This window comes from Buttiauxella agrestis ATCC 33320 (assembly GCF_000735355.1).
Classification (GTDB): domain Bacteria; phylum Pseudomonadota; class Gammaproteobacteria; order Enterobacterales; family Enterobacteriaceae; genus Buttiauxella; species Buttiauxella agrestis.
Map to the genome: position 1 here is coordinate 66,733 of NZ_JMPI01000025.1, position 22,727 is coordinate 89,459.

15 protein-coding genes are annotated in these 22,727 nt (G+C 51.8%); 10 read left to right on the plus strand and 5 right to left on the minus strand.

Features of this window, described 5'->3' with window-relative positions; genetic code table 11:
- The first annotated feature begins 159 nt into the window (after positions 1-159).
- From GBAG_RS09070 to yncE, 3 genes are all read left to right on the plus strand, one after another.
- Entirely contained in the window at positions 160-1,104 is a 945-nt protein-coding gene (locus GBAG_RS09070; protein WP_034495221.1) for a sugar-binding transcriptional regulator, read from the plus strand.
- A 211-nt stretch (positions 1,105-1,315) separates the two neighbouring features.
- Positions 1,316-2,755: an aldehyde dehydrogenase gene (gene aldA / locus GBAG_RS09075; protein WP_034495223.1), complete on the plus strand. Its 1,440-nt coding sequence runs from the start codon at positions 1,316-1,318 to the stop codon at positions 2,753-2,755.
- A 108-nt stretch (positions 2,756-2,863) separates the two neighbouring features.
- Positions 2,864-3,925, plus strand: coding sequence for a 7-bladed beta-propeller protein YncE (gene yncE / locus GBAG_RS09080; protein ID WP_034495225.1), 1,062 nt, complete (start codon positions 2,864-2,866; stop codon positions 3,923-3,925).
- Between the two features lie 75 nt (positions 3,926-4,000).
- Here yncE and GBAG_RS09085 read toward each other — a convergent pair whose 3' ends face one another.
- The gene (locus GBAG_RS09085) at positions 4,001-4,954 is read right to left on the minus strand and encodes an alpha/beta hydrolase (protein WP_034495227.1); all 954 of its coding nucleotides are present in this window, start codon (positions 4,952-4,954) and stop codon (positions 4,001-4,003) included.
- Positions 4,955-5,127: 173 nt separating this feature from the next.
- Positions 5,128-8,658 carry a pyruvate:ferredoxin (flavodoxin) oxidoreductase gene (nifJ, locus tag GBAG_RS09090; protein ID WP_034495229.1) on the minus strand — a complete coding sequence of 1,177 codons (3,531 nt, stop codon included), beginning with the start codon at positions 8,656-8,658 and terminating at the stop codon, positions 5,128-5,130.
- Between the two features lie 286 nt (positions 8,659-8,944).
- On the opposite strand from nifJ, the gene GBAG_RS09095 reads away from it, so the two are divergent.
- Positions 8,945-9,211: a putative hemolysin gene (locus tag GBAG_RS09095; protein WP_034495231.1), complete on the plus strand. Its 267-nt coding sequence runs from the start codon at positions 8,945-8,947 to the stop codon at positions 9,209-9,211.
- A 10-nt stretch (positions 9,212-9,221) separates the two neighbouring features.
- On the opposite strand, the gene hslJ is transcribed toward GBAG_RS09095, so the two are convergent.
- Together hslJ and GBAG_RS09105 are read right to left on the minus strand one after the other, a co-directional pair.
- Positions 9,222-9,647 (minus strand): heat shock protein HslJ, encoded by a 426-nt coding sequence (gene hslJ, locus GBAG_RS09100; RefSeq protein WP_034495233.1) that lies wholly within the window; start codon positions 9,645-9,647, stop codon positions 9,222-9,224.
- Positions 9,648-9,835: 188 nt separating this feature from the next.
- Entirely contained in the window at positions 9,836-10,825 is a 990-nt protein-coding gene (locus GBAG_RS09105) for a 2-hydroxyacid dehydrogenase (protein ID WP_034495235.1), read from the minus strand.
- 212 nt (positions 10,826-11,037) lie between these two features.
- Between GBAG_RS09105 and GBAG_RS09110 the strand changes: the two genes are divergently transcribed.
- From GBAG_RS09110 to GBAG_RS09130, 5 genes are all read left to right on the plus strand, one after another.
- Entirely contained in the window at positions 11,038-13,680 is a 2,643-nt protein-coding gene (locus GBAG_RS09110) for a YdbH family protein (RefSeq protein ID WP_034495237.1), read from the plus strand.
- Positions 13,677-13,877, plus strand: coding sequence for a YnbE family lipoprotein (locus GBAG_RS09115; protein WP_034495239.1), 201 nt, complete (start codon positions 13,677-13,679; stop codon positions 13,875-13,877). Before GBAG_RS09110 ends, GBAG_RS09115 begins: the two co-directional genes overlap by 4 nt.
- Before the next feature lie 2 nt (positions 13,878-13,879).
- On the plus strand, positions 13,880-14,206 hold the full coding sequence (locus GBAG_RS09120) for a YdbL family probable chaperone protein (protein WP_034495252.1): 327 nt from the start codon (positions 13,880-13,882) through the stop codon (positions 14,204-14,206).
- Between the two features lie 346 nt (positions 14,207-14,552).
- Positions 14,553-15,938 (plus strand): diaminobutyrate--2-oxoglutarate transaminase, encoded by a 1,386-nt coding sequence (locus GBAG_RS09125; RefSeq protein ID WP_034495241.1) that lies wholly within the window; start codon positions 14,553-14,555, stop codon positions 15,936-15,938.
- Positions 15,939-15,955: 17 nt separating this feature from the next.
- Complete coding sequence (locus tag GBAG_RS09130) at positions 15,956-17,425, plus strand: pyridoxal phosphate-dependent decarboxylase family protein (protein ID WP_034495242.1); 1,470 nt, start codon at positions 15,956-15,958, stop codon at positions 17,423-17,425.
- A 567-nt stretch (positions 17,426-17,992) separates the two neighbouring features.
- On the opposite strand, the gene azoR is transcribed toward GBAG_RS09130, so the two are convergent.
- Positions 17,993-18,598 carry an FMN-dependent NADH-azoreductase gene (azoR, locus tag GBAG_RS09135; protein ID WP_034495243.1) on the minus strand — a complete coding sequence of 202 codons (606 nt, stop codon included), beginning with the start codon at positions 18,596-18,598 and terminating at the stop codon, positions 17,993-17,995.
- 205 nt (positions 18,599-18,803) lie between these two features.
- On the opposite strand from azoR, the gene hrpA reads away from it, so the two are divergent.
- Positions 18,804-22,703 (plus strand): ATP-dependent RNA helicase HrpA, encoded by a 3,900-nt coding sequence (gene hrpA, locus GBAG_RS09140; protein ID WP_034495244.1) that lies wholly within the window; start codon positions 18,804-18,806, stop codon positions 22,701-22,703.
- The last annotated feature ends 24 nt before the right edge of the window (positions 22,704-22,727 follow it).

Consider the following 22,727-nt stretch of genomic DNA (forward strand, 5'->3'; position numbering starts at 1 on the left):
CGATATGCCCCGCTTATGGTTCTGTCCATGTGGAATTGATCAAAATGATAAAAAGGCGAATGTGATCACAAATTGTACGAATTAACGGCAAAAGGAATGCTGTCTTGTTATTTATGCAGCCTTGAATAAAAATATCAGGTAGAGAATCAGGAGGCGCACATGTCAAAGCAGGATGAACAACGTTTGTTGGTCAAGATTGCGACGCTCTACTTTGTAGAAGGGATGAAGCAGTCAGAAATCGCCGGGTTATTGCACCTGTCGCAATCATTTGTCTCACGCGCCATCACACGCTGCCAGAAAGAGGGCGTGGTAAAAATCAGTGTTATCCAGCCCGCTAATATTTTTCTCTCGCTCGAACAGGCGCTGGAGAAAAAGTACGGTATTCGCCAGGCGATTGTGGTGGATGTCGACGAATCAGCCCCTGCCTCGCAAATCAAACACGCGATAGGCAGCGCGGCGGCGCACTATGTTGAAACGCGTTTACGGCCAAACGATCTGGTGGGGATTTCATCCTGGAGTTCCACCATTCGAGCAATGGTGGACGAGCTGCACCCGCAGAGCATTAAAGCACGCGGTGTGATTCAACTGCTCGGTGGTGTGGGGCCAAACGGCAATGTACAGGCGACGATTTTGACGCAAAACCTGGCGGCACAACTCGACTGCCCAGCCTGGTTGCTACCGTCGCAAAGTATTGAGCATTCCGTAGAAGAACGAGCAAAACTGGTCGCCAGCGACGATGTGGCCGAAGTCGTGAAAAAGTTTGCTGAAGTCGATGTGGCTATTCTCGGTATCGGTGAGCTTGAACCGTCCCAATTGCTGAAAAATTCGGGCAACTATTATGGCGAAGCGATGCTGAAAACGCTGGCCGAGCGCGGTGCGGTGGGGGATATCTGCCTGCACTATTTCAATGCGCAGGGCGAGCCGGTTTTGAGCAAAGAAGAAGATCCGGTTATCGGCATGGAGCTCAGCCAGGTTCGTGACTGCCCGCATGTGGTGGCACTTGCGGGCGGAAATGACAAAGCCAATGCCATTCGTGGAGCGCTGCACGGCGGTTATATTGACGTGCTGATAACTGACTATCCGACAGCCCGGCAACTGCTCTAATTCTCCCATAATGACCGTTTTCTGATGAAGATGCTGAAAACGGTCATTCCTATGTTTCTAATCTGTAGCTAATTTGCTGCTTTTCTGTTGTTTTTATTGAGTCCCATCACACTTCATGACCGTTTTGCCCGAATAGCTGTTGTCGAACTCTAAAGTATTCACAAATGCTTTACATAGACGAAACAAAATAGCGAGCGCAAAGGAGCCGGTCATGACAGCACCTGTACAACACCCGATGTATATTGATGGTCAATTTGTTCAATGGCAGGGCGAGAAGTGGATTGATGTGATTAATCCGGCCACTGAAGCGCTGATTTCGCGCATTCCTGACGGCACCGCGCAGCAGGCGCGTGATGCGATTGATGCCGCTGCAAAAGCCCAGGCAGGATGGGAAGCGTTACCCGCCATCGAGCGCGCTGGCTGGTTGCGTAAAATTTCTGCTGGTATTCGTGAGCGTGCAAAAGCCATCAGCGCATTGATTGTTGCCGAAGGCGGTAAAACGCAGCAGCTGGCCGAGGTCGAAGTGGCGTTCACCGCCGATTATCTTGATTACATGTCCGAATGGGCGCGTCGTTACGAAGGTGAAATTCTGCAAAGTGACCGCCCGGGTGAAAACATTCTGGTGTTCAAACGTGCGCTGGGCGTGACGACCGGGATTTTACCGTGGAACTTCCCGTTCTTCCTGATTGCCCGCAAACTGGCACCTGCGCTGATTACCGGCAATACCATTGTCATCAAACCCAGCGAATTTACGCCGAATAACGCCATCGCCTTTGCGGAAATTGTCCATGATATCGGGCTGCCAAAAGGGGTATTTAACCTTGTCTTGGGGCGCGGTGAAACGGTCGGCCAGGAATTGGCAGGCAACCCGAAAGTGGCGATGGTCAGCATGACGGGCAGCGTCGGCGCGGGCGAGAAAATCATGGCGGCGGCGGCCAAAAACATCACCAAAGTGTGCCTGGAACTGGGCGGTAAAGCGCCAGCGATTGTGATGGATGATGCGGATCTGGATATCGCCGTGAAAGCGATTGTTGACTCGCGCATGATTAACACCGGGCAAGTGTGCAACTGCGCGGAACGTGTGTATGTGCAAAAAGGCATTTACGACGAATTTATTACTCGCCTGAGCGAAGCCTTCAAACAGGTGAGTTTTGGCGACACTGGCGAGCGTGACGATGTGTCGATGGGGCCGTTGATTAACGCCGCCGCACTGGAGCGCGTGGAGCAGAAAGTCGCTCATGCGGTTAGCGAAGGTGCCCGTGTGGTGCTGGGCGGCAAAGCGCCGGAAGGAAAAGGGTATTTCTACCCGCCAACGCTGCTGGTGGATGTGCGTCAGGAAATGGCGATTATGCACGACGAAACCTTCGGCCCGGTGCTGCCTGTCACGACGTTTGAAACGCTGGAGCAAGCCCTGGAAATGGCGAACGACAGCGACTACGGCCTGACATCGTCGGTCTATACCCGCGATTTAAACACCGCCATGAAAGCGATAAAAGGGCTGAAGTTCGGCGAAACCTACATCAACCGTGAAAACTTTGAAGCGATGCAGGGCTTCCATGCGGGCTGGCGTAAATCGGGTATTGGTGGAGCGGATGGCCGCCACGGCCTGAACGAATATCTGCAAACGCAGATGGTCTATTTGCAGGTGTAATGATTTACTTTCTCATCTATAAATGATAATAGTTATCAATAGTATTTTTCACCCTTAGCTAACGCTATGTTAGCTAAGGGTTTATCCACGCTATTGATAAGGACATTTATGCCAGTTTTACCCCAAACCCGTCTGCGCGTTTTGCCTGCGCTCATGCTTTCCAGCCTGCTGTTTTCCACATCTTTATTTGCCGACACCTCATTCACGGTTGAAAGAAAACCCGTTGGCAAAGGCGCGTATGAAATGGCCTATAGCGCAGACCAATCTGCCCTGTATGTTGCCACTTCCCAAAGCCGCAAAACGGACAAAGGTGGGGTGGTTTATCGCCTTGATCCCGCGACTCTTGAAGTGACTCAGGCGATTCATAACAACCTGAAACCGTTCGGTGTGGCGCTCAACAAAACAACAGGCACGCTGTTCCTCGGCAACACCACCAGCAGCGCGGTGACGGCGATTAACAGCAAAACGGGAGATGTGATTAAGACGCTGGTGGTGGATGAAACCAAACGCACCGAAACCACGCGTCCGCTGATGCCGCGCCAGTTGGTGGTGGATGAAGCGACCAACACGCTATACATGGGCGGGTTGGGCGAATCCAGCGTGCTGTGGGTGATTGACGGCGGCACGTTAACGTTGCGCGATACAATTAAAGGTCTCGGCAAAATGGCGACGGGACTGGCGATTGATGCGAAAGCATCACGCATTTACATGACCAACGCCGACAACGAATTTATTGTGATCGATAGCAAAACCGACAAAGTTGTCTCGCGCACAAAACTGGACACCGAAGGCGAGCATTTCTATCTGAATATTGCGCTGGATGCCGCAAATAACCGCGCGTTCGTCAGCGATTCCAAAACACCGCAGTTGCTGGTAGTGGATACCAAAACCAGCAAAGTGCTGAACAAAGTGGATGTGCCGCTGGGTCTGGATGTGCTGTTTAACCCGGTGCGTAATGAGATTTACGTGACACACCGCAAAGCCGGTAAAGTCAGCGTGATTGATGCGAAGAGTTACAAAGTGCTGGAAACCATCGACACGCCAGCGCTGCCAAATAGCCTCGCGTTGTCTCCGGATGGGCAGCAGCTGTATGTCAGTGTGAAACAAGCGGGCAGCCGCGAAAAAGAGCCAACCAGCCCGGACGATATCGTGCGCATTAGCTTTAAGTAAGATTTAAAAATAGTTCAGAAGGTATCGGGTGGCGCGACGCTTACCCGATCTTCAAAACTCCCGAAGCCGCAGCTGTCATGCACCATTTTCGCCAGAACCAGGCAACGCCTCCATCCAGTTCATCAGCAATTCAGGCCAACTGGCCGCGGGTAACCCGACCGCTCCGCGGATCCCAAAACCATGTTTACCGTGCTCAAAAAGATGCATTTCCACTGGCACGTGGTGGGCACGCAGCGCGTTAAAGATGACCAGACTGTTATCGACCGGCACGGAAGGGTCATCCACCGCATGAACGATAAACGTTGGTGGCGTCTGGGCCGTCACATTCTGTTCTGGTGAATATTTCTTAATCTGTTCAGGCGTCGGATGATCGCCAATCAATGCGTTGCGTGAACCGGGATGGGCGATATTTTTATCCATGGTAATAACCGGATACATTAACGCCAGAAAGTTTGGGCGAGCACTTAGTTTGTCTATTGAATCTGTGGCGGGATAAGCCGCTTCGTCATAGCGAGTCGCCAGGCTTGCCGCGACATGACCGCCAGCCGAAAAGCCCAGCACACCGATACGCTGCGGGTCAATTTTCCACTTTTGCGCATCTGCTCGCAGTGTGCGAATCGCTCGTTGTGCGTCCACCAGTGGCGCATCGGCTCCTTCGGCGTGTCCGTCGGCGGGCATTCGGTAGGTCATGACAAACAGCGTGTAACCGTTGGCGTTGAAGATCGGGGCCAAATCGCTGCCTTCTTTGTCGAGCACCACGCGCTGATAGGATCCGCCTGGCGTGACAAGCAGCGCAACGCCATTGGGTTTTTTAGGTAAATAAGCGGTGATGGTGGGGGTGCGTATCCCTGTTACGGCTCTGTCTGCCAGCCCACCCGCTTTACGCCTGTCGACAGTTTCTTCTTTGACGGGACTGTTTTTAGCGCCTGGGGCTTCGCCTTCCGGCCAGACAGGAAATTCAGGCAGCGCGAATGCGGCACCGCTCATAGACAGCAAAATTGAGGTAGCGAGCAGAGTTCGACCTAACATAACGTTTCCTTTTTAGAATAATTAACCGAGATATAACATACCGTTAATATCAGAAAAGGGATGGAGTGCTCATTTATGAATCAGGTGGGCGAAATTATTGAAATATTGTTTTGAAGTTTATCTGAAAGAAGCGTCACGCTCACCAGATGACTGATGAGCGTGACGTTTAGCGGTTACTCGCTATCGGTTTTTTCCGCTTTCCCGGCCATTTGCGCCAGGAAATCATAGCGTTTTTGCAAATCGACGGCTGCGTCTTTCCACAGTTGCTCGGCGACTTCCGGTTGCTGCGCATTCAAACGGCGGAAACGCTGCTCTTTCATTAGCGTATCGGCCAGCGCATCAGACGGTGGACGCGAATCCAGCGCCAGCGGCAATTTACCTTCATCGGCACGACGCGGGTCGAAGCGATACAGCGGCCAGAAGCCGGTGGCGGTGAGCTGGCGCATTTGGTCATGGCTCAGTGCGAGGTCGTAACCGTGCTCTTCGCAAGGGCTGTAAGCAATAATCAGCGACGGCCCCGGATACGCTTCGGCTTCCTGAATGGCTTTCACCGTCTGGTTAAGCTGTGCGCCGAGTGAAATCTGCGCCACATAAACATGCCCGTACATCATCATGCTGACACCGAGATCTTTACGCGCTTTACGCTTGCCGTGTTCGCCGAATTTAGTTACCGCACCCAATGGTGTGGCTTTCGATGCCTGGCCGCCAGTGTTGGAGTAACACTGCGTATCGAGCACCAGAATATTGACGTTTTCGGTCAGGCTTAACACGTGATCCAGGCCGCCGAAACCTATGTCATAGGCCCAGCCGTCGCCACCAATCAGCCAGATTGATTTATCAACCATCGCATCGGCGTCGGTGAGGAGCTGGCGTGCATCCGGGTCATCGATATTTGCCAGGTGTTTGCGCAGTTCGATAACCTGTTCGCGGCGAACTTCTGGCGTGGCTTCGGTGTGAAGCTGCTCATTAAGTTCGGCGGGCAGTTGGTCAGCAAATTTATCCACCAGACGCATCACGCGGGCGCGGTGCTGGTCAACGGTTAGGCGGAAACCGAGGCCAAATTCGGCGTTATCTTCAAACAGTGAGTTTGCCCACGCCGGGCCGCGTCCGTTGCCATCGGTGGTGTACGGCGTAGAAGGCAAGTTACCGCCATAAATTGACGAGCAACCGGTGGCGTTGGCAATCAACATACGGTCGCCATACAGCTGCGTCAGCAATTTAATGTACGGCGTTTCGCCACAGCCGGAACACGCGCCTGAATATTCAAACAGCGGTTGCAGCAGTTGCGAAGTACGAATATCAATGCGTTCGAGGCTGGTGCGATCCATTTCCGGCAATTGGAGGAAGAAGTCGTAATTCTCTTTTTCTTCTTCCACATGCTCAAGGCGCGACATCATATTGATGGCCTTGATTTCTGGGTTCTGGCGGTCTTTCGCCGGGCAAACTTCGACGCACAAATTACAGCCGGTGCAATCTTCCGGTGCCACCTGCAACACGTATTTCTGACCGCGCATATCGCGGGATTTCACATCCAGTGATTGCAGTGCGGCAGGGGCGTTTTCCATCTCTTCTGGCTGCACGACTTTGGCACGAATTGCCGAGTGCGGGCAGGCGGCGACACAGTGGTTACACTGGGTACAAATGTCCGGTTTCCAGATGGGAATTTCTTCGGCGATGTTGCGTTTTTCCCACTGCGTGGTGCCCATCGGCCAGGTGCCGTCTGGTGGCAGTGCGGAAACCGGCAGCGCGTCGCCAAGGCCTGCGAGCATGGCGGCAGTAACTGTTTTGACGAAATCTGGCGCGGCATCAGAAACGACCGGCGGGCGCATCGGGCTGGTTTCGTTGACTTCTTGCAGCGTGACTTCGGCGAGCGATTCACGCGCTAACGCCAGCGCCTGCCAGTTACGCTCAACCAGTTCCTGGCCTTTGCTGCTGTAGCTTTTGGCAATCGCACCTTGCAACTCAGCCAGCGCGCTGTCGCCCGGCAGAATGTGGGTGAGATGGAAGAACGCCATCTGCATGACGGTGTTGATACGCGCACCCAACTGGCATTCACGGGCGATTTTCGCCGCATTCACCACGAAGAAACGCGCTTTTTTCTGGTTCAGCACCGCCTGAACTTCTTGCGGCAGTCGGTGCCACACTTCATCCGCGCCATACGGCGTGTTGAGCAGGAAAATGCCGCCGGGTTTCAGGCGTTCGGCCATTTGATATTTGTCGATAAACTGCAACTGGTGGCAGCCGACAAAATCAGCTTTATCAATCAGGTAGGTGGAATTAATCGGTTGTTCACTGACGCGCAGATGCGAAACCGTCAGGCCGCCCGCTTTTTTCGAGTCATAGACGAAATAACCCTGGGTATAAAACGGTGTCGAGTTACCGATAATCTTGATGTTGTTTTTGGTCGCTGACACGCTGCCATCGCTGCCCAGGCCGTAAAACAGCGCTTCGAGTTTGGCGCGGTTGGGCAGGGTGTTTTCTGGCAACGGCAACGAAAGATTGGTCACGTCATCGTAAATACCGACGGTAAAGCGTGGGCGCGGTTTGGTTTGTGTCAGTTCGTTGAACACCGCCAGCACGCAATCCGGGCCAAACTCTTTCGATGACAGACCGTAACGCCCGCCAATTACGCGCGGCAGCGTTTCGCGGTCGCCACGGTTAAAGGCTTCGGCAAGAGAGGTCATTACATCGAGATACAGCGGTTCTGCGAGTGCACCCGGTTCTTTGGTGCGGTCGAGCACAGCAATCTGACGCGCGCTTTCTGGCAACACTTCCAGCAAATGGTCGGCGGAGAAAGGGCGGAACAGGCGAACTTTCAGCACGCCTACTTTTTCGCCGCGCGTCAGGAGTTCATCAACCACTTCCTCGCACGTACCAATGGCGGAGCCCATCAGGATAATCACGCGTTCGGCTTGCGGGTGGCCGTAGTATTCAAACGGGCGATACTGGCGGCCAGTAGCTGCGGCAAAGCTGTCCATCGCCTGCTCAACGTGTTGGTAAACCGCGTCGTACCATAGGTTGCTGGCTTCGCGAGACTGGAAATAGGTATCCGGGTTGGCGGAAGTCCCGCGAATCACAGGGTGCTCTGGGTTTAATGCCCGAGCGCGGTGTTCATCAATCTCTTTTTGCGGCAGCAGTTCCAGAAGGGTGCTGTCGGCCAGCGGGACGATTTTGTTGATTTCATGCGAAGTGCGGAAACCATCGAAGAAATGAATAAATGGCACACGGCTTTTGAGTGTCGCAATGTGTGAAATCAGCGCGAAGTCTTGAGCTTCTTGTACGCTGCTGGCACACAGCATGGCGCAGCCCGTCTGGCGAATGGCCATCACATCGGAATGGTCGCCGAAAATCGACAGTGCGTGAGTCGCAACCGTTCGCGCCGCGACATGCAATACAAACGGCGTGAGCTGCCCGGCCAGTTTGTAGAGTGTTGGGATCATCAGCAGTAAACCCTGCGATGAAGTGAACGAGGTGGAGAGCGCCCCGGTTTGCAGAGCGCCGTGAACGGCGGCGATGGCACCTGCTTCGGACTGCATTTCTACCACGCGAGGCGTATCGCCCCAGACGTTTTTGCGCCCGTCCCCGGACCACGCGTCGGCAAGTTCTGCCATGGTGGAGCTGGGAGTTATCGGGTAGATGGCAATTACTTCGCTGGCACGAAACGCGACAGACGCGACTGCACCATTGCCGTCAGTTGTGATCATGAGAACACCCTTACATTGCGCAATAAGAACTGAAATGACCCGCATGCTTGCGCGAGTCGAAGAATAATCTTTTAATTCTAGCAAAGGACACAAAAGGTGATTTTCGCTTTTGTGTCTTGCGTTGCGCTTTGATTGAGGTTGTAAAAAGGGTAATTGGTGATGTTTTGCGCAATAAAGTGATCTGCTTTGCAAAATCACACACATTTTATGGCTTTACGGCCTCGACGGAACCTAACGCCTGCGCTTATGATTCTTGGGTTTTGCAACGTTTAGGGGGAGAAGAGTCATGCGCGCTGCGTTTTTAGCCGGTTGTGCGGCAATTTTATTGTCGGCATGTAGTAATGAACCACCGCAACAAGCCACTGCGGCCCACGTTCCACCTGGAATGCGTGCGGCAATGTCGAATCAGGGTGAAGCAAGTTGTGCAATGATTGGTGGGACGCTGAGTGTTGCTCGTCAGCTGGATGGTTCGGCTATCGGTATGTGTGCGATGCCCAACGGCAAACGTTGTAGTGAAAACGCGCTTGCCGCCGGAACATGTGGAACGTACTAGCTGTTCAGATCTAGTTGACCAGGTCGGCCAGTTTATAAACTAAAGTATGCTGGCTGGTTTTCAGCGTCAGCTGTTGCGGGGCTAAATCCACTTTTGCGCCGCTGGTCAGCATATCGTTAATCATATGGTCAAGCCCGTTAAGCTGCGGCTCGGCACACATCATCATGGTCATTCCCAGACCTTTCGCTTTCAGCGTGCCGTCTTCAAGTGTGGCCTGGCCCATAAAGCGGTTACACATCGCACCTGAAACATGCATATTCTCACCGAAGCTCAGTTCTGGCGTGCGATCAATGCCCGTTAACGGCTTGCCGTCAACGCTTTGCAGAACATAGCGATGATGTTGCAGATCTTGCGCAGTGACAGTGGATTTGTCGTTCGATTGTGCGCAACCGGCCAGTACCATTGCAGCCAGAGCCAGTGAAGCTAATTTTTTCATCTTCTTTTCCCTAAGTTATTCAGTTCATCAATGAGTTGGCGACACTTTGGCAAAAAGTGTCGCGTGATTCTGTAAGGATAATCTTAAAACCACCCTCATCCCAGCCTTCTCCCTGAGGGAGAAGGGGCAGAGCGGTTAATCCCCTCTCCTGGGGCAGAGGGTTAGGGTGAGGGCATTAATACTGAAACTTAGTTCACCTGATTAACACAAGGCTCGCCATTCTCTAACTGACGCAAGTTTTCCAGCGTTGTCTCGGAAATGCTGGTCAACGCTTCTGCTGTCAGGAATGCCTGATGCCCGGTAAACAGCACGTTGTGGCAGGCTGACAGGCGACGGAACACGTCATCCTGAATCACGTCATTTGATTTATCCTCGAAGAATAAATCACGTTCGTTTTCATAGACGTCCATGCCCAGCGCACCAATTTTTTGGTTTTTCAGCGCATCAATTGCGGCCTGGGAATCAATCAAACCGCCACGGCTGGTGTTGATCACCATCACGCCATCTTTCATTTGATCAAACGCAGCATGGTTAAGTAAATGGTAGTTTTCCGGCGTCAGCGGGCAGTGCAGGGAAATCACATCTGACTGCGCGAACAGCGTCGGCAAATCGACATATTCCACGCCAAGCTCAAGCGCTGCTGCACTTGGGTATGGGTCGAATGCCAACAAACGCATACCAAATCCTTTCAAAATTCGCAGCGTTGCGATGCCAATTTTACCGGTACCAATGACACCCGCCGTTTTACCGTACATGGTAAAGCCGGTCAGCCCTTCGAGTGAGAAGTTGGCATCACGAGTACGTTGATAAGCGCGGTGAATACGACGGTTCAGGCACATCATCATACCGATGGCGTGCTCGGCGACCGCTTCAGGGGAATAGGCTGGAACGCGCACCACAGGCAAGCCGAGTTCTTTGGCCGCGTCGAGATCGACGTTGTTAAAGCCCGCGCAGCGCAGCGCGATAAACTTCACACCTTGCTTTTTAAGCTCTTCGAGAACCGGACGGCTACCGTCGTCATTAACGAAGATACACACCCCGTCACAGCCATGAGCAGTTTTGGCTGTTTTTTCGGTTAGTAAGAAGTCATAAAATTCAAGAGAGAAGCCATATTCATTGTTAACCTGCTCCAGATACTTTTTGTCGTACTGTTTTGTGCTATACACTGCGAGTTTCATGGGACTTATCTCCAGAATGATATTAGTGTAAAATTACCACGCTTAAAAAATTCTTACAAATTTTAAAATTTATTTTTAGCGACATAATTCTGCTGCTGACTGAAGGTTAGCTACGCTTAAATCAGACACGACCTTCACGCCCGGTCCGAATCATGCAAGAATCATCTCATATGTCGGCTTAAATTGTCGCTGAATCAGGATATTAACCACCCATGAAGGGTAAATATAAAGCCATTATTGCACTGGTGCTGATACTCATTCTGTTGCCACTAACGCTCTTGATGACTATAGCCCATTGGCTACCGACGCTTGCCGGAATTTGGCTGCCGCAAGGGACGCGAATCGCCATGGAGGCCAGCCCACGTTTTGCCCGGGGTGCCATTCTGGTGCCCGATCTGCGCTACCTCGCCGGGGATTGTGAACTCGCCACCCTCAAAGACGCCACGCTCAGTCACCCAAAACGCTGGCGCATCCATCTGAACACGCTGAATCTGAATGTTGATTGCCTGAGTAAAATTCCGTCTGACGCCTCCGCACCTGCGGCACCTCGCTCTTTGCAAGAGTGGCAATCATTGCTGCCTGAAAGCTTGTTAACTATAGATAGGGTCAATGTGACCCCGTTTCAACAGTTCTCCGGCGCTTTGCGTCTGGCGTTGACTCCCCAACAACAATCTCTGCATTACGATGGGCCATCAATAAATGTTGATGCGCAGTTGAACGGTCAAATACTGGAACTGAAAAAGCTAAAAATTCAGGCATTGGCGGGCATGGAACCGCTGGAGTTAGCCGGAACCGTCACACTGCCGTTAATGACTGATGGAGTGCCGGAACAGGGGCATTTATCCACGAAGTTGCGCATTCCGCAGGAGCCTGAACTGGTGGATCTGGTGCTGGACTGGAGTGAAGAAGAGGGCACCTTTATCGTGTCTAAACCTGGCTCCGCCGAAGCGCTGCTCAGTCTACCGTGGGCAATCAGTGAAAACATTTTTGAAGTGAATGGTGGACAGTGGTTCTGGCCGCATGCCGGTTTCCCGTTGCGTGGTGGGGTTGCCCTGCGGGTGGATGACTGGAAGAAGGGGCTGGAAAACGCGGTGATCAGCGGTCGGATGAACGTCATCACTCAGGGCAGCGCTGGTAAAGGCAACGCGGTGCTCAATATTGGCCCAGGGAAACTCAGCCTTGAAAACAGCGCATTGCCGGTACAGTTAACCGGTGAGGCAAAGCAAAATGGGATGGTGTTTTACGCGATGTTGCCAGGGGAAATTAGCGGTGCCATTGCCGACCCGAAACTGCTGTTCCGCCCTGGCGCACTTTTACGTTCACGTGGCCGGGTTATTGATTCTATAGATGTGGATGAAATTCGCTGGCCGCTGGCGGGTGTCAGTGTTTCGCAGCAAGGTGTGGATGGGCGTTTGCAGGCGATTGTGCGCGCTCATGAAAACGAAATGGGAAGTTTCGTTCTTCACCTGGATGGGCGAGCGGACAACTTTTTACCCGATGTCGGATTGTGGCGCTGGAAATACTGGGGTAATGGCGAGTTCAATCCAATGCAGGCGAAGTGGGATGTGCGTGGTCAGGGTGAATGGCGCGATAGCGTCATCGAACTCAGCTCGCTTTCCACAGGGTTCGATAAACTTCAGTATGGCTCGATGTTAGTCACTCAACCGCGCCTGAAACTGGAAAAACCATTGCACTGGCAACGCGCCGTAAATGCCCCGTCGTTTGATGGAACATTCACGCTGAATGCCGGAGAAACCACTTTTAGCGGCGGCAGCACGCTCCCTCCTTCAATATTAACATTTAGCGTGAACGGCGAAGACCCGACTTCGTTCCAGTATAAAGGAGACTTACACGCGGGGGCGATTGGCCCGGTGCGCGTGAATGGCCGCTGGGACGGCGAGCGCCTGCGAGGCAATGCGTGGTGGCCGCAACAGGACCTGACCGTGTTCCAGCCTCTTATCCCCGCCGACTGGAAGATGACCTTAAAAGAGGGAACGCTGTATTCGCAGATCGCATTTTCCGCGGCTGCCGGGCAGGGGTTTGAAGCCGGTGGTCATGGCGTGGTGAAAAACGGCAGCGTCTGGATGCCCGATAACCAGATTAATGGCGTCGATTTTGTGCTGCCGTTTCGCTTTAGCCATAGCACGTGGCAATTGGGAACGGACGGCCCGGTCACGCTGCGCATTGCCGAAGTTAAAAACCAATTCAGCTCCACCAATATAACCGCCGATCTTGAAGGCTGGTATCCGTGGAGCGAAGCGCAGCCGCTGATGCTCAGTAACGTGAATGTCGATATTCTTGGCGGAAAACTTCGTGTGCAGCAGCTCCGCCTGCCACAGCACGACGCCGCCTTGCTACGCTTAGAGAACATCTCTTCGAGTGAATTGGTGACGGCGGTCAATCCTAAACAATTTACCATGTCCGGGCGCGTTAACGGGGCGCTACCTCTGTGGCTCAACCATCCGCAGTGGATCATTAAAGATGGCTGGCTAACCAACCCTGGGCCGTTGACGTTAAGGTTGGATAAAGACATGGCGGATGCCATTGTCGAAAACAATATTGCCGCAGGTGTTGCAGTTAACTGGTTGCGATATATGGAAATTTCTCATTCCTGGACCCATATCAATTTAGATAATCTGGGCGTGCTAACTTTGCAGGCGAATGTGCAGGGCATAAGCCAGGTTGAAGGGAAAAGGAATGCGGTTCGGCTGAACTATAACCATCAGGAAAACCTCTTTACGCTTTGGCGCAGTTTGCGTTTTGGGGATAATTTGCAAACCTGGCTTGAGCAACATACCGAATTGCCGGATGTGCGTTGTCAGACACGGGATATAGCTTGTGAGGAAACACAATGAAAATCGTCATCGCCACGCTCATGATTTTAGGGTTTGCCACCCTGACGGGATGCACGCCGCGTATTGAAGTCGCCGCACCCAAGGAACCTATCACCATTAATATGAACGTAAAAATTGAGCATGAGATTCATATTAAGGTAGATAAAGACGTTGAAACCCTGCTTAAAAACCGCAGTGACTTGTTCGGCCAGGAGTGAGCCTGATGAAAACTATCCTCAAGGCTGTTTTATTTACGAGCTTGTTGATGAGCCAGCAGGTTATGGCGTTGACGCTCACCGAGGCGCGTCAGCAAGGGCGCGTAGGTGAAACCTATAGCGGCTATATTGCGCCCATCAAACAAGATAAAGAGACGCTGGCCCTGGTAAAAAGTATCAACGAAGCGCGTTCACAAAATTATCAGAAGCTGGCAGATAGCAATAACATTTCGGCAAATCAGGTTGCGGAGCTGGCAGGGCAGAAGTTAGTGGCACGCGCGCAAGCGGGTGAGTATGTCCGTGGAATAAATGGGCAGTGGATGCGTAAATAATAATATGCCTATAACAGAGCTTTATATTGTTCAAAATATATCTCTTAATGTTTATAAGTGTTTACCCTTCCAAGAAAGATCCCGCTGCAAAAACCCCATATCCAGATTTTAACTCCGCTCGAACATGATTTGGCAGAGTTAACGGCTGTTGATTATATAACGCACTGATTTTCATAAAATAAGTACAAGATAAAAACATTAAGACAACATACAGACATTAATAAAATAAAATATTGAGTAGAGAGAGAAAAGAACCTATATTGACGGCGTTTTTTACAGAGTGGTCAGTTTTTCTACATTTAATTATTCAACGGCTGATTAACGAATCGGCAGTTGTGGGAGAGATATGATGACGGATAAAGTCCGTATTGATAGTTTAGGTGCTAATTCATTAAATGGTAACAATGAAACCTATTTGGCCCGACAGGCTGAATTTGAATCGAATGTCAGGAGTTATCCGCGCAAACTGCCTTTAGCTATCGCTCAGGCAAACGGCGTTTGGATCACCGATGTGGAGAATAATCAATATCTTGATTGTCTGGCTGGTGCAGGTACGCTTGCCCTTGGTCATAATCACCCTGATGTGCTGCAAAGCATCCAAAACGTCATTACCAGCGGCTTGCCGTTACATACTTTGGATCTGACAACTCCGTTGAAAGATCAGTTCTCTGAATATCTTCTCTCTTTATTGCCTGGACAGGGTAAAGAGTATTGCCTGCAATTCACTGGCCCATCCGGTGCGGATGCGGTTGAAGCGGCGCTGAAACTGGCTAAGAAAGTCACAGGCCGTGCAGGCATTATCAGCTTCTCTGGCGGCTACCATGGCATGACGCATGGCGCACTTTCTGTAACAGGTAACCTGTCTCCGAAAGAAGCGGTTGACGGCATGATGCCAGAAGTCCAGTTCATGCCTTACCCGCATCAGTACCGCTGCCCACTGGGTATTGGCGGTGACGCTGGCGTTAAAGCATTAACTTACTACTTCGAAAACCTGATCAACGACGTTGAGAGTGGCGTGCGCAAACCTGCTGCTGTCATTCTGGAAGCGGTTCAGGGTGAAGGAGGCGTTAACCCGGCACCTGCCGAATGGTTGCAGCGCATCCGTAAAGTGACTAAAGAGCACGGCATTCTGTTGATTATTGATGAAGTCCAGGCTGGCTTCTGCCGTACCGGTAAACTGTTTGCTTACGAGCACGCCGGTATTGAGCCAGACATCATCGTTATGTCTAAAGCAGTGGGCGGTGGCTTGCCACTGGCTGTATTGGGCATTAAGAAAGAGTTCGATGCATGGTCACCAGGTCACCACACCGGTACATTCCGTGGTAACCAACTGGCGATGGCAACCGGCCTGACAACACTGAAGCATCTGACTGAAAACAAGATTGCTGACAAAGTTGCCGCACAGGGCGAATGGCTGAAAGGCCAACTGGCTAACCTGCAAAAACGTTACCCGGTTATCGGCCAGGTTCGTGGTCTGGGCTTAATGATCGGTATCGAGATTGTTAAACCAAACGAAGCGCAAGATCACATGGGTTGCTACCCGTCTGATCCAGAACTGTCCGCACTGTTGCAGAAAAACTGCTTCAAAGCTGGCCTGATTCTGGAGCGCGGTGGTCGTAATGGTTGCGTACTGCGTCTGCTGCCATCCCTGCTTATCACCAACGATGAGCTGGCTATTTTCCTCGATAAGTTTGAGCAAGCGCTGCTGGCGTCTGGCATCAAACCTGTTTGAGTGGAGTGAGTGACCTGATGTCCGAACTAAACCCAATTCTGGCAGGCTCAGCCGAAAGCACTGAAGCCTACCAGCAGGCGATTGCACAGACCAGCGCGGCTGTTGTGCAATGGCTACAGCAACCTGAGATGTATCAGGGTAAATCCGTGACTGAATTGCGCGAGCGCATTCAGCTGGATTTCAATCCTCAGGGCCTGGGCAACCAGGTCGCTATTGAACGTGCGATTGAGTTTTTCTTAAAAGACAGTCTGTCAGTGCATCACCCGCAGTGTGTTGCGCACTTGCATTGCCCAAGTCTGGTTATCAGCCAGGCGGCAGAAGTGCTGATCAACGCCACTAACCAGAGCATGGACTCCTGGGACCAAAGCCCGTCAGCCACCATCATCGAGATGAAGCTGATTGAATGGCTGCGTGCTCAGGTTGGTTATCAGGCTGGCGACGCAGGCGTATTCACCAGCGGCGGCACTCAGAGCAACCTGATGGGCCTGATGCTGGCGCGTGACGCGTTCTTTGCGCGTCAGGGTCATTCCATCCAACAAGATGGCCTGGTTGGCGATCTGCGTAAGATTAAAGTCCTGTGTTCTGAACATGCACACTTCTCCGTGCAGAAAAACATGGCTTTGATGGGCCTTGGTTATCAGTCCGTGACGTTGGTGAAAACTGACGAGTTCGCGCGTATGGATATTAACGATCTGCGCGAGAAAGTGGCACAAGCTCAGGCCAACGGCGAGCAAATCCTGGCAATTGTCGCGACTGCCGGTACCACTGATGCGGGCGCTATCGACCCACTGCGTGAAATCGCAGCCCTTGCGGCGCAGCACCAGATTTGGGTGCACGTTGATGCGGCGTGGGGCGGGGCATTGCTGATGTCCGAGAAGTACCGTGACTATCTGGACGGTATTGAATTAGTGGATTCCATTACCCTGGACTTCCATAAGCAATACTTCCAGACCATCAGCTGCGGTGCATTCTTGCTCAAAGAGGCACGTCACTATGAATTGATGCGCTACCAGGCGGCTTATCTGAACTCTGAGTTCGATGAAGCGGCTGGCGTACCGAATCTGGTATCTAAATCTTTGCAGACCACTCGTCGTTTCGATGCGCTGAAACTGTGGATGGGCCTCGAAGCGTTAGGTCAGAAGCAATATGCCGCGATCATCGACCACGGTGTGACGCTGGCGCAGCAAGTTGCGCAGTACGTGACTGAACAACCGTCTCTGGAACTGGTGATGAAACCACAACTGGCGAGCGTGCTGTTCCGTTTCCGTCCTGAACAACTGGCTGGCAGCGATGACGCAGCCATTGCGCTGCTGAACCAGAAAATCGGTGATGCTCTGCTGGATTCTGGCCGTGCGAACGTGGGTGTGACCGAGCACAACGGCGTGACCTGTCTGAAAATGACATTGCTGAACCCAACCGTAACGCTGGAAGATATTAAACTTCTGCTGGCGTTGGTTGAGAAAACAGCCCAGCCATTAATCGGCTAATTATGTTACCAAAGAGAGGCGGTTTTAAACCGCCTCTCTTATATTCCACCTCTGATTTATTCCCCGTTAATATTCATCTCGATACAATTTGTTTCGTGAATACATTGTTCGAGTTGTATATATTAAAGTTATTCATTCCTGTTTAATTAAATTCAAATCATTGATTTAACGTGCTTATTTTTATTTATTAGAATTAATTAACACTAATTGCAAAACAATTTCCAGACAGTTAATATTGCTTGAAATTTATTCCGTTCATAATCAGCTTATACAGTGTTCATTCACTGACTGTGCCTGCGTTTCAAGGATGACAACGTTTTGATTATTCTGACAACATTAACTATTTTTATTCTACGACTCTGTTACCCACAATATGACTGGAGTGGACTGCGCAAGCGCATTTTCCTTTGGTGGGTGATGAATTGCTTGTTCGCTTTTGCATTGCTTTATACAGAGTGGTTTGGGCTTTCTTTTTTAGTCTCGGCGTTCTTGTTGATCTTTATGTTGTTATAAAAATAAAAACGGCAAACATGACGTTTGCCGTTTTCAAAAATTAATATCGAACGATTAAGCAGTAACGATGCTATCAATCGCCGCTTTCGCGTCAGATTGTGCTTTAGTCGCAACTTCAGGGCCGTAAGCAATGCCTTCTGCGAAGACATAGTTCACATCGGTAATACCGATAAAGCCCAGGAAAATGTTCAGATACGGAACCAGCAAATCGGTTGGGGTATCTTTATGAATACCGCCACGGCTGGTCAGAACCACAGCACGTTTACCGGTAACCAGGCCTTCTGGGCCTTTTTCGGTGTAACGGAAAGTCACACCAGCACGTGCAACCAGGTCGAAATAGTTCTTCAACTGTGTTGGAATGTTGAAGTTGTACATTGGTGCGTTGATCACAATCACATCGTGAGCTTTCAGCTCAGCAATCAGTTCGTCAGACAGCGCCAGCGCTTCTTGCTGACGTGGAGACAGTGGGGCATCGCTTGGACGCAGTGCACCAACCAACTCGCCATCCAATACCGGGATTGGGTTTGCAGCTAAATCACGCACGGTGATTTCATCTGCGCTATGCTCTTCACGCCATTGTTCAACGAAATAGTCAGACAGCTGATTTGACTGAGAGTAACCTGCCAGGATGCTGGACTTCAGAACTAATACTTTGCTCATGGGTGATTCCTTTGTTGTGTTCATTCGGACAAATTGCCCGTTTCTGTGAAGTACTTTATTCACAATCCGATTGCAGTGATAGCGCAATATATCGAACTCTATGTTCGATTTTATTGAACAAGGCGTCAAAAGGCGTGATGTGCTAATCTAGCGCCAATTCACGATACAGACTTACCAGGCAGTGCGCTGCCCAGATGACTACGCAATGGAAAACATAAAACCCTCACTGTCCTCATTATTCTCTCGCCTCGACGGCTTAATGCTACGCGACAGACAACGCTTCTCCCGTCGAATCCATGGCGCGAAGAAGGTGAAAAATCCTGAATCGCAACAGGCGGTGTTAGATGCACTGGCCCAGGAAATCGAAGCGGCAGCCGGTAAGGTTCTGCTGCGCGCAGCCTCGCGCCCAAAAATCACTTACCCGGAAAACCTGCCTGTTAGCCAGAAGAAACAGGATATTTACGACGCCATTCGTGATAACCAGGTCGTTATCGTGGCGGGCGAAACCGGCTCAGGTAAAACCACGCAGTTGCCAAAAATTTGCATGGAACTGGGGCGCGGGTTAACAGGGCTGATTGGTCACACGCAGCCGCGCCGTCTGGCGGCGCGAACCGTCGCCAACCGTATTGCCGAAGAGTTGCAAACCGAACCGGGCGGGTGCGTCGGGTACAAGGTGCGTTTCACCGATCACGTCAGTGAAAACACCATGGTCAAACTGATGACCGACGGCATCCTGCTGGCTGAAATTCAGCAAGACCGACTGCTGATGCAGTACGACACCATCATCATTGATGAAGCGCACGAACGCAGTCTGAACATTGATTTCCTGCTGGGCTATTTGCGTGAATTATTGCCGCGTCGCCCGGATCTGAAAATCATTATTACCTCAGCGACCATCGACCCGGAACGCTTCTCGCGCCATTTCAACAATGCGCCGATTATCGAAGTTTCTGGCCGTACTTATCCGGTAGAAGTGCGTTATCGCCCGATTGTTGAAGATGCTGACGATACCGACCGTGACCAGCTACAGGCGATTTTTGATGCGGTTGATGAGCTAGGCCACGAAAGCGCCGGAGACATTCTGATTTTCATGAGCGGTGAGCGTGAAATTCGCGACACCGCTGATGCGCTAAATAAGCTGAATCTGCCGCACACCGAAGTGCTGCCGCTGTATGCACGCTTATCAAATAGCGAACAAAACCGGGTGTTCCAGTCTCACGTCGGGCGTCGCATCGTGCTGGCGACAAACGTGGCTGAAACCTCGCTCACCGTGCCGGGCATTAAATACGTCATTGACCCCGGCACGGCGCGTATCAGCCGTTATAGCTACCGTACCAAAGTGCAACGCTTGCCGATTGAACCGGTTTCGCAGGCGTCGGCAAACCAGCGTAAAGGCCGCTGCGGGCGTGTCTCCGACGGGATCTGTATTCGTCTGTATTCCGAAGACGATTTCCTGTCGCGCCCGGAATTTACCGACCCGGAAATTCTGCGCACCAACCTGGCGTCCGTTATCTTGCAGATGACTTCGCTGGGCCTTGGCGATATTGCCGCATTCCCGTTCGTTGAAGCGCCGGACAAACGCAATATTCAGGACGGTGTGCGCTTGCTTGAAGAACTTGGCGCGATTACCAGCGAGGCCGATCTCAGCGTCTACAAGTTAACGTCTTCTGGCCGTCAGCTTGCACAATTGCCGGTCGATCCACGCCTTGCGCGTATGGTGCTGGAAGCGCAGAAATTTGGCTGCGTGCGTGAAGTGATGATCATCACCGCCGGTTTGTCGATTCAGGACCCGCGCGAGCGCCCGATGGACAAACAGCAGGCGTCTGACGAAAAACATCGTCGTTTCCACGACAAAGAATCTGATTTCCTGGCCTATGTGAACCTGTGGAACTACCTCGGCGAGCAGCAAAAAGAGCTGTCGTCGAACCAGTTCCGCCGCCTGTGCAAACTCGATTATCTCAACTACCTGCGCGTGCGCGAGTGGCAGGACATCTACACCCAATTGCGCCAGGTGGTGAAAGAACTTGGTTTGCCGATCAACAGCGAACCAGCGGATTTCCGCTCCGTTCATTGTGCATTACTGACCGGCTTGCTTTCCCATATCGGCCAGAAAGATGCCGATAAACAGGAATACACCGGGGCGCGTAACGCCCGTTTCTCCATCTTCCCTGGCTCCGGTTTATTCAAGAAACCGCCAAAATGGACGATGGTCGCCGAACTGGTAGAAACCAGCCGCCTGTGGGGACGCATTGCCGCCCGCATCGACCCGGAATGGGTAGAGCCGCTGGCACAGCACTTACTCAAACGTTCATACAGCGAACCGCACTGGGAGAAATCGCAGGGTGCGGTCATGGCAACAGAAAAAGTCACGTTGTACGGTTTGCCAATTGTTGCCGCCCGCAGCGTGAACTACAGCCAGATTGACCCGGCACTTTGCCGTGAGCTGTTTATTCGCCATGCGTTAGTTGAAGGCGACTGGCAGACCCGCCATGCGTTCTTCCGCGACAACCTCAAGTTGCGCAATGAAATTGAAGAACTTGAGCACAAGTCCCGCCGCCGCGACATCCTGGTGGACGACGACTCGCTGTTTGAGTTTTACGACCAGCGCATTGCGCACGATGTCATTTCTGCTCGCCACTTTGATAACTGGTGGAAAAAGACCAGTAAAGAGACGCCGGACCTGCTCAATTTCGAAAAGAGTATGTTGATCAAAGAGGGCGCGGAACAGGTCAGCAAGCTCGACTATCCGAACTTTTGGCATCAGGGCAATCTCAAGCTGCGTCTGACTTACCAGTTTGAACCGGGCGCGGATGCCGATGGTGTCACCGTGCATATTCCGCTGCCGCTGTTAAACCAGGTTGAAGAGGCCGGTTTTGAATGGCAGATCCCGGGTGTGCGCCGTGAACTGGTCATTGCGCTGATCAAGTCATTGCCTAAGCCAGTGCGCCGCAATTTTGTGCCTGCGCCAAACTACGCCGAAGCGTTTTTAGGCCGCGCCACACCGCTGGAATTGCCGCTGCTGGAAAGTTTAGAGCGCGAATTCCGCCGTATGTCGGGCATTACCATTGACCGTGAAGACTGGCATTGGGATCAGGTGCCCGATCACCTGAAAATGACGTTTCGTATCGTTGATGAGCACAATAAAAAGCTCAAAGAGGGTAAAGACCTCACCGAGTTGAAAGGGGGGCTAAAAGACAAAGTTCAGCAAACCCTCTCGGCGGTGGCAGACGACGGTATCGAACAAAGCGGCCTACACATCTGGAGCTTTGGTTCACTGCCGGAAAGCTACGAGCAAAAACGCGGCAATTACCGCATGAAGGCATTCCCGGCGCTGGTGGATGAAAAAGAGAGCGTGGCTATCAAGCTGTTTGATAATCCGCTCGAACAGCAACAGGCGATGTGGCGGGGTTTGCGCCGTTTACTGCTGCTGAATATTCCATCGCCGATTAAATACCTGCATGAAAAGCTGCCGAACAAAGCCAAACTCGGCCTGTACTTTAACCCGTACGGCAAAGTGATGGATTTGATTGATGACTGTATTTCTTGCGGCGTGGATAAGCTGATTGCGCAGGCCGGTGGCCCGGTCTGGAGCGAAGAGGGTTTTGCGGCGCTGCATGAGAAAGTTCGCGCAGAACTCAACGAAACCGTGGTGGAAATTGCGAAGCAGGTCGAACAAATCCTCACGGCGGTGTTCAACATCAACAAACGCCTGAAAGGGCGCGTGGACATGACCATGGCGCTCGGCTTGTCAGATGTGAAAGCGCAAATGAGCGGCCTGGTGTATCGCGGTTTTGTCACCGGAAATGGCTACAAACGTTTAGGCGATACGCTGCGTTATCTGAATGCTATCGAGAAACGCCTTGAGAAAATGGCGGTCGATCCGCATCGTGACCGGGTGCAAATGCTGAAAGTGGAACATGTGCAGCAAACCTGGCAGCAGTGGCTGAATAAACTGCCGCCAGCCCGCCGCGTTGACGACGACGTACAGGAAATCCGCTGGATGATTGAAGAGCTGCGCGTGAGTTTCTTCGCACAGCAATTAGGCACACCGTACCCGATTTCTGATAAGCGCATTTTGCAGGCGATGGAAGCGATTACTGTTTAAAACAACCCTCATCCTAACCTTCTC

Excerpts from the sequence above, each read along its gene's own strand:
- GBAG_RS09095 (WP_034495231.1), top strand. The coding sequence starts at position 8,945 with ATGCGCGCTGCGTTTTTAGCCGGTTGTGCGGCAATTTTATTGTCGGCA.
- hrpA (WP_034495244.1), top strand. The coding sequence starts at position 18,804 with ATGGAAAACATAAAACCCTCACTGTCCTCATTATTCTCTCGCCTCGAC.
- GBAG_RS09115 (WP_034495239.1), top strand. The coding sequence starts at position 13,677 with ATGAAAATCGTCATCGCCACGCTCATGATTTTAGGGTTTGCCACCCTG.
- yncE (WP_034495225.1), top strand. The coding sequence starts at position 2,864 with ATGCCAGTTTTACCCCAAACCCGTCTGCGCGTTTTGCCTGCGCTCATG.
- hslJ (WP_034495233.1), bottom strand. The coding sequence starts at position 9,647 with ATGAAAAAATTAGCTTCACTGGCTCTGGCTGCAATGGTACTGGCCGGT.
- azoR (WP_034495243.1), bottom strand. The coding sequence starts at position 18,598 with ATGAGCAAAGTATTAGTTCTGAAGTCCAGCATCCTGGCAGGTTACTCT.
- nifJ (WP_034495229.1), bottom strand. The coding sequence starts at position 8,658 with ATGATCACAACTGACGGCAATGGTGCAGTCGCGTCTGTCGCGTTTCGT.
- GBAG_RS09105 (WP_034495235.1), bottom strand. The coding sequence starts at position 10,825 with ATGAAACTCGCAGTGTATAGCACAAAACAGTACGACAAAAAGTATCTG.
- GBAG_RS09070 (WP_034495221.1), top strand. The coding sequence starts at position 160 with ATGTCAAAGCAGGATGAACAACGTTTGTTGGTCAAGATTGCGACGCTC.
- GBAG_RS09110 (WP_034495237.1), top strand. The coding sequence starts at position 11,038 with ATGAAGGGTAAATATAAAGCCATTATTGCACTGGTGCTGATACTCATT.
- GBAG_RS09125 (WP_034495241.1), top strand. The coding sequence starts at position 14,553 with ATGATGACGGATAAAGTCCGTATTGATAGTTTAGGTGCTAATTCATTA.
- GBAG_RS09130 (WP_034495242.1), top strand. The coding sequence starts at position 15,956 with ATGTCCGAACTAAACCCAATTCTGGCAGGCTCAGCCGAAAGCACTGAA.
- aldA (WP_034495223.1), top strand. The coding sequence starts at position 1,316 with ATGACAGCACCTGTACAACACCCGATGTATATTGATGGTCAATTTGTT.
- GBAG_RS09085 (WP_034495227.1), bottom strand. The coding sequence starts at position 4,954 with ATGTTAGGTCGAACTCTGCTCGCTACCTCAATTTTGCTGTCTATGAGC.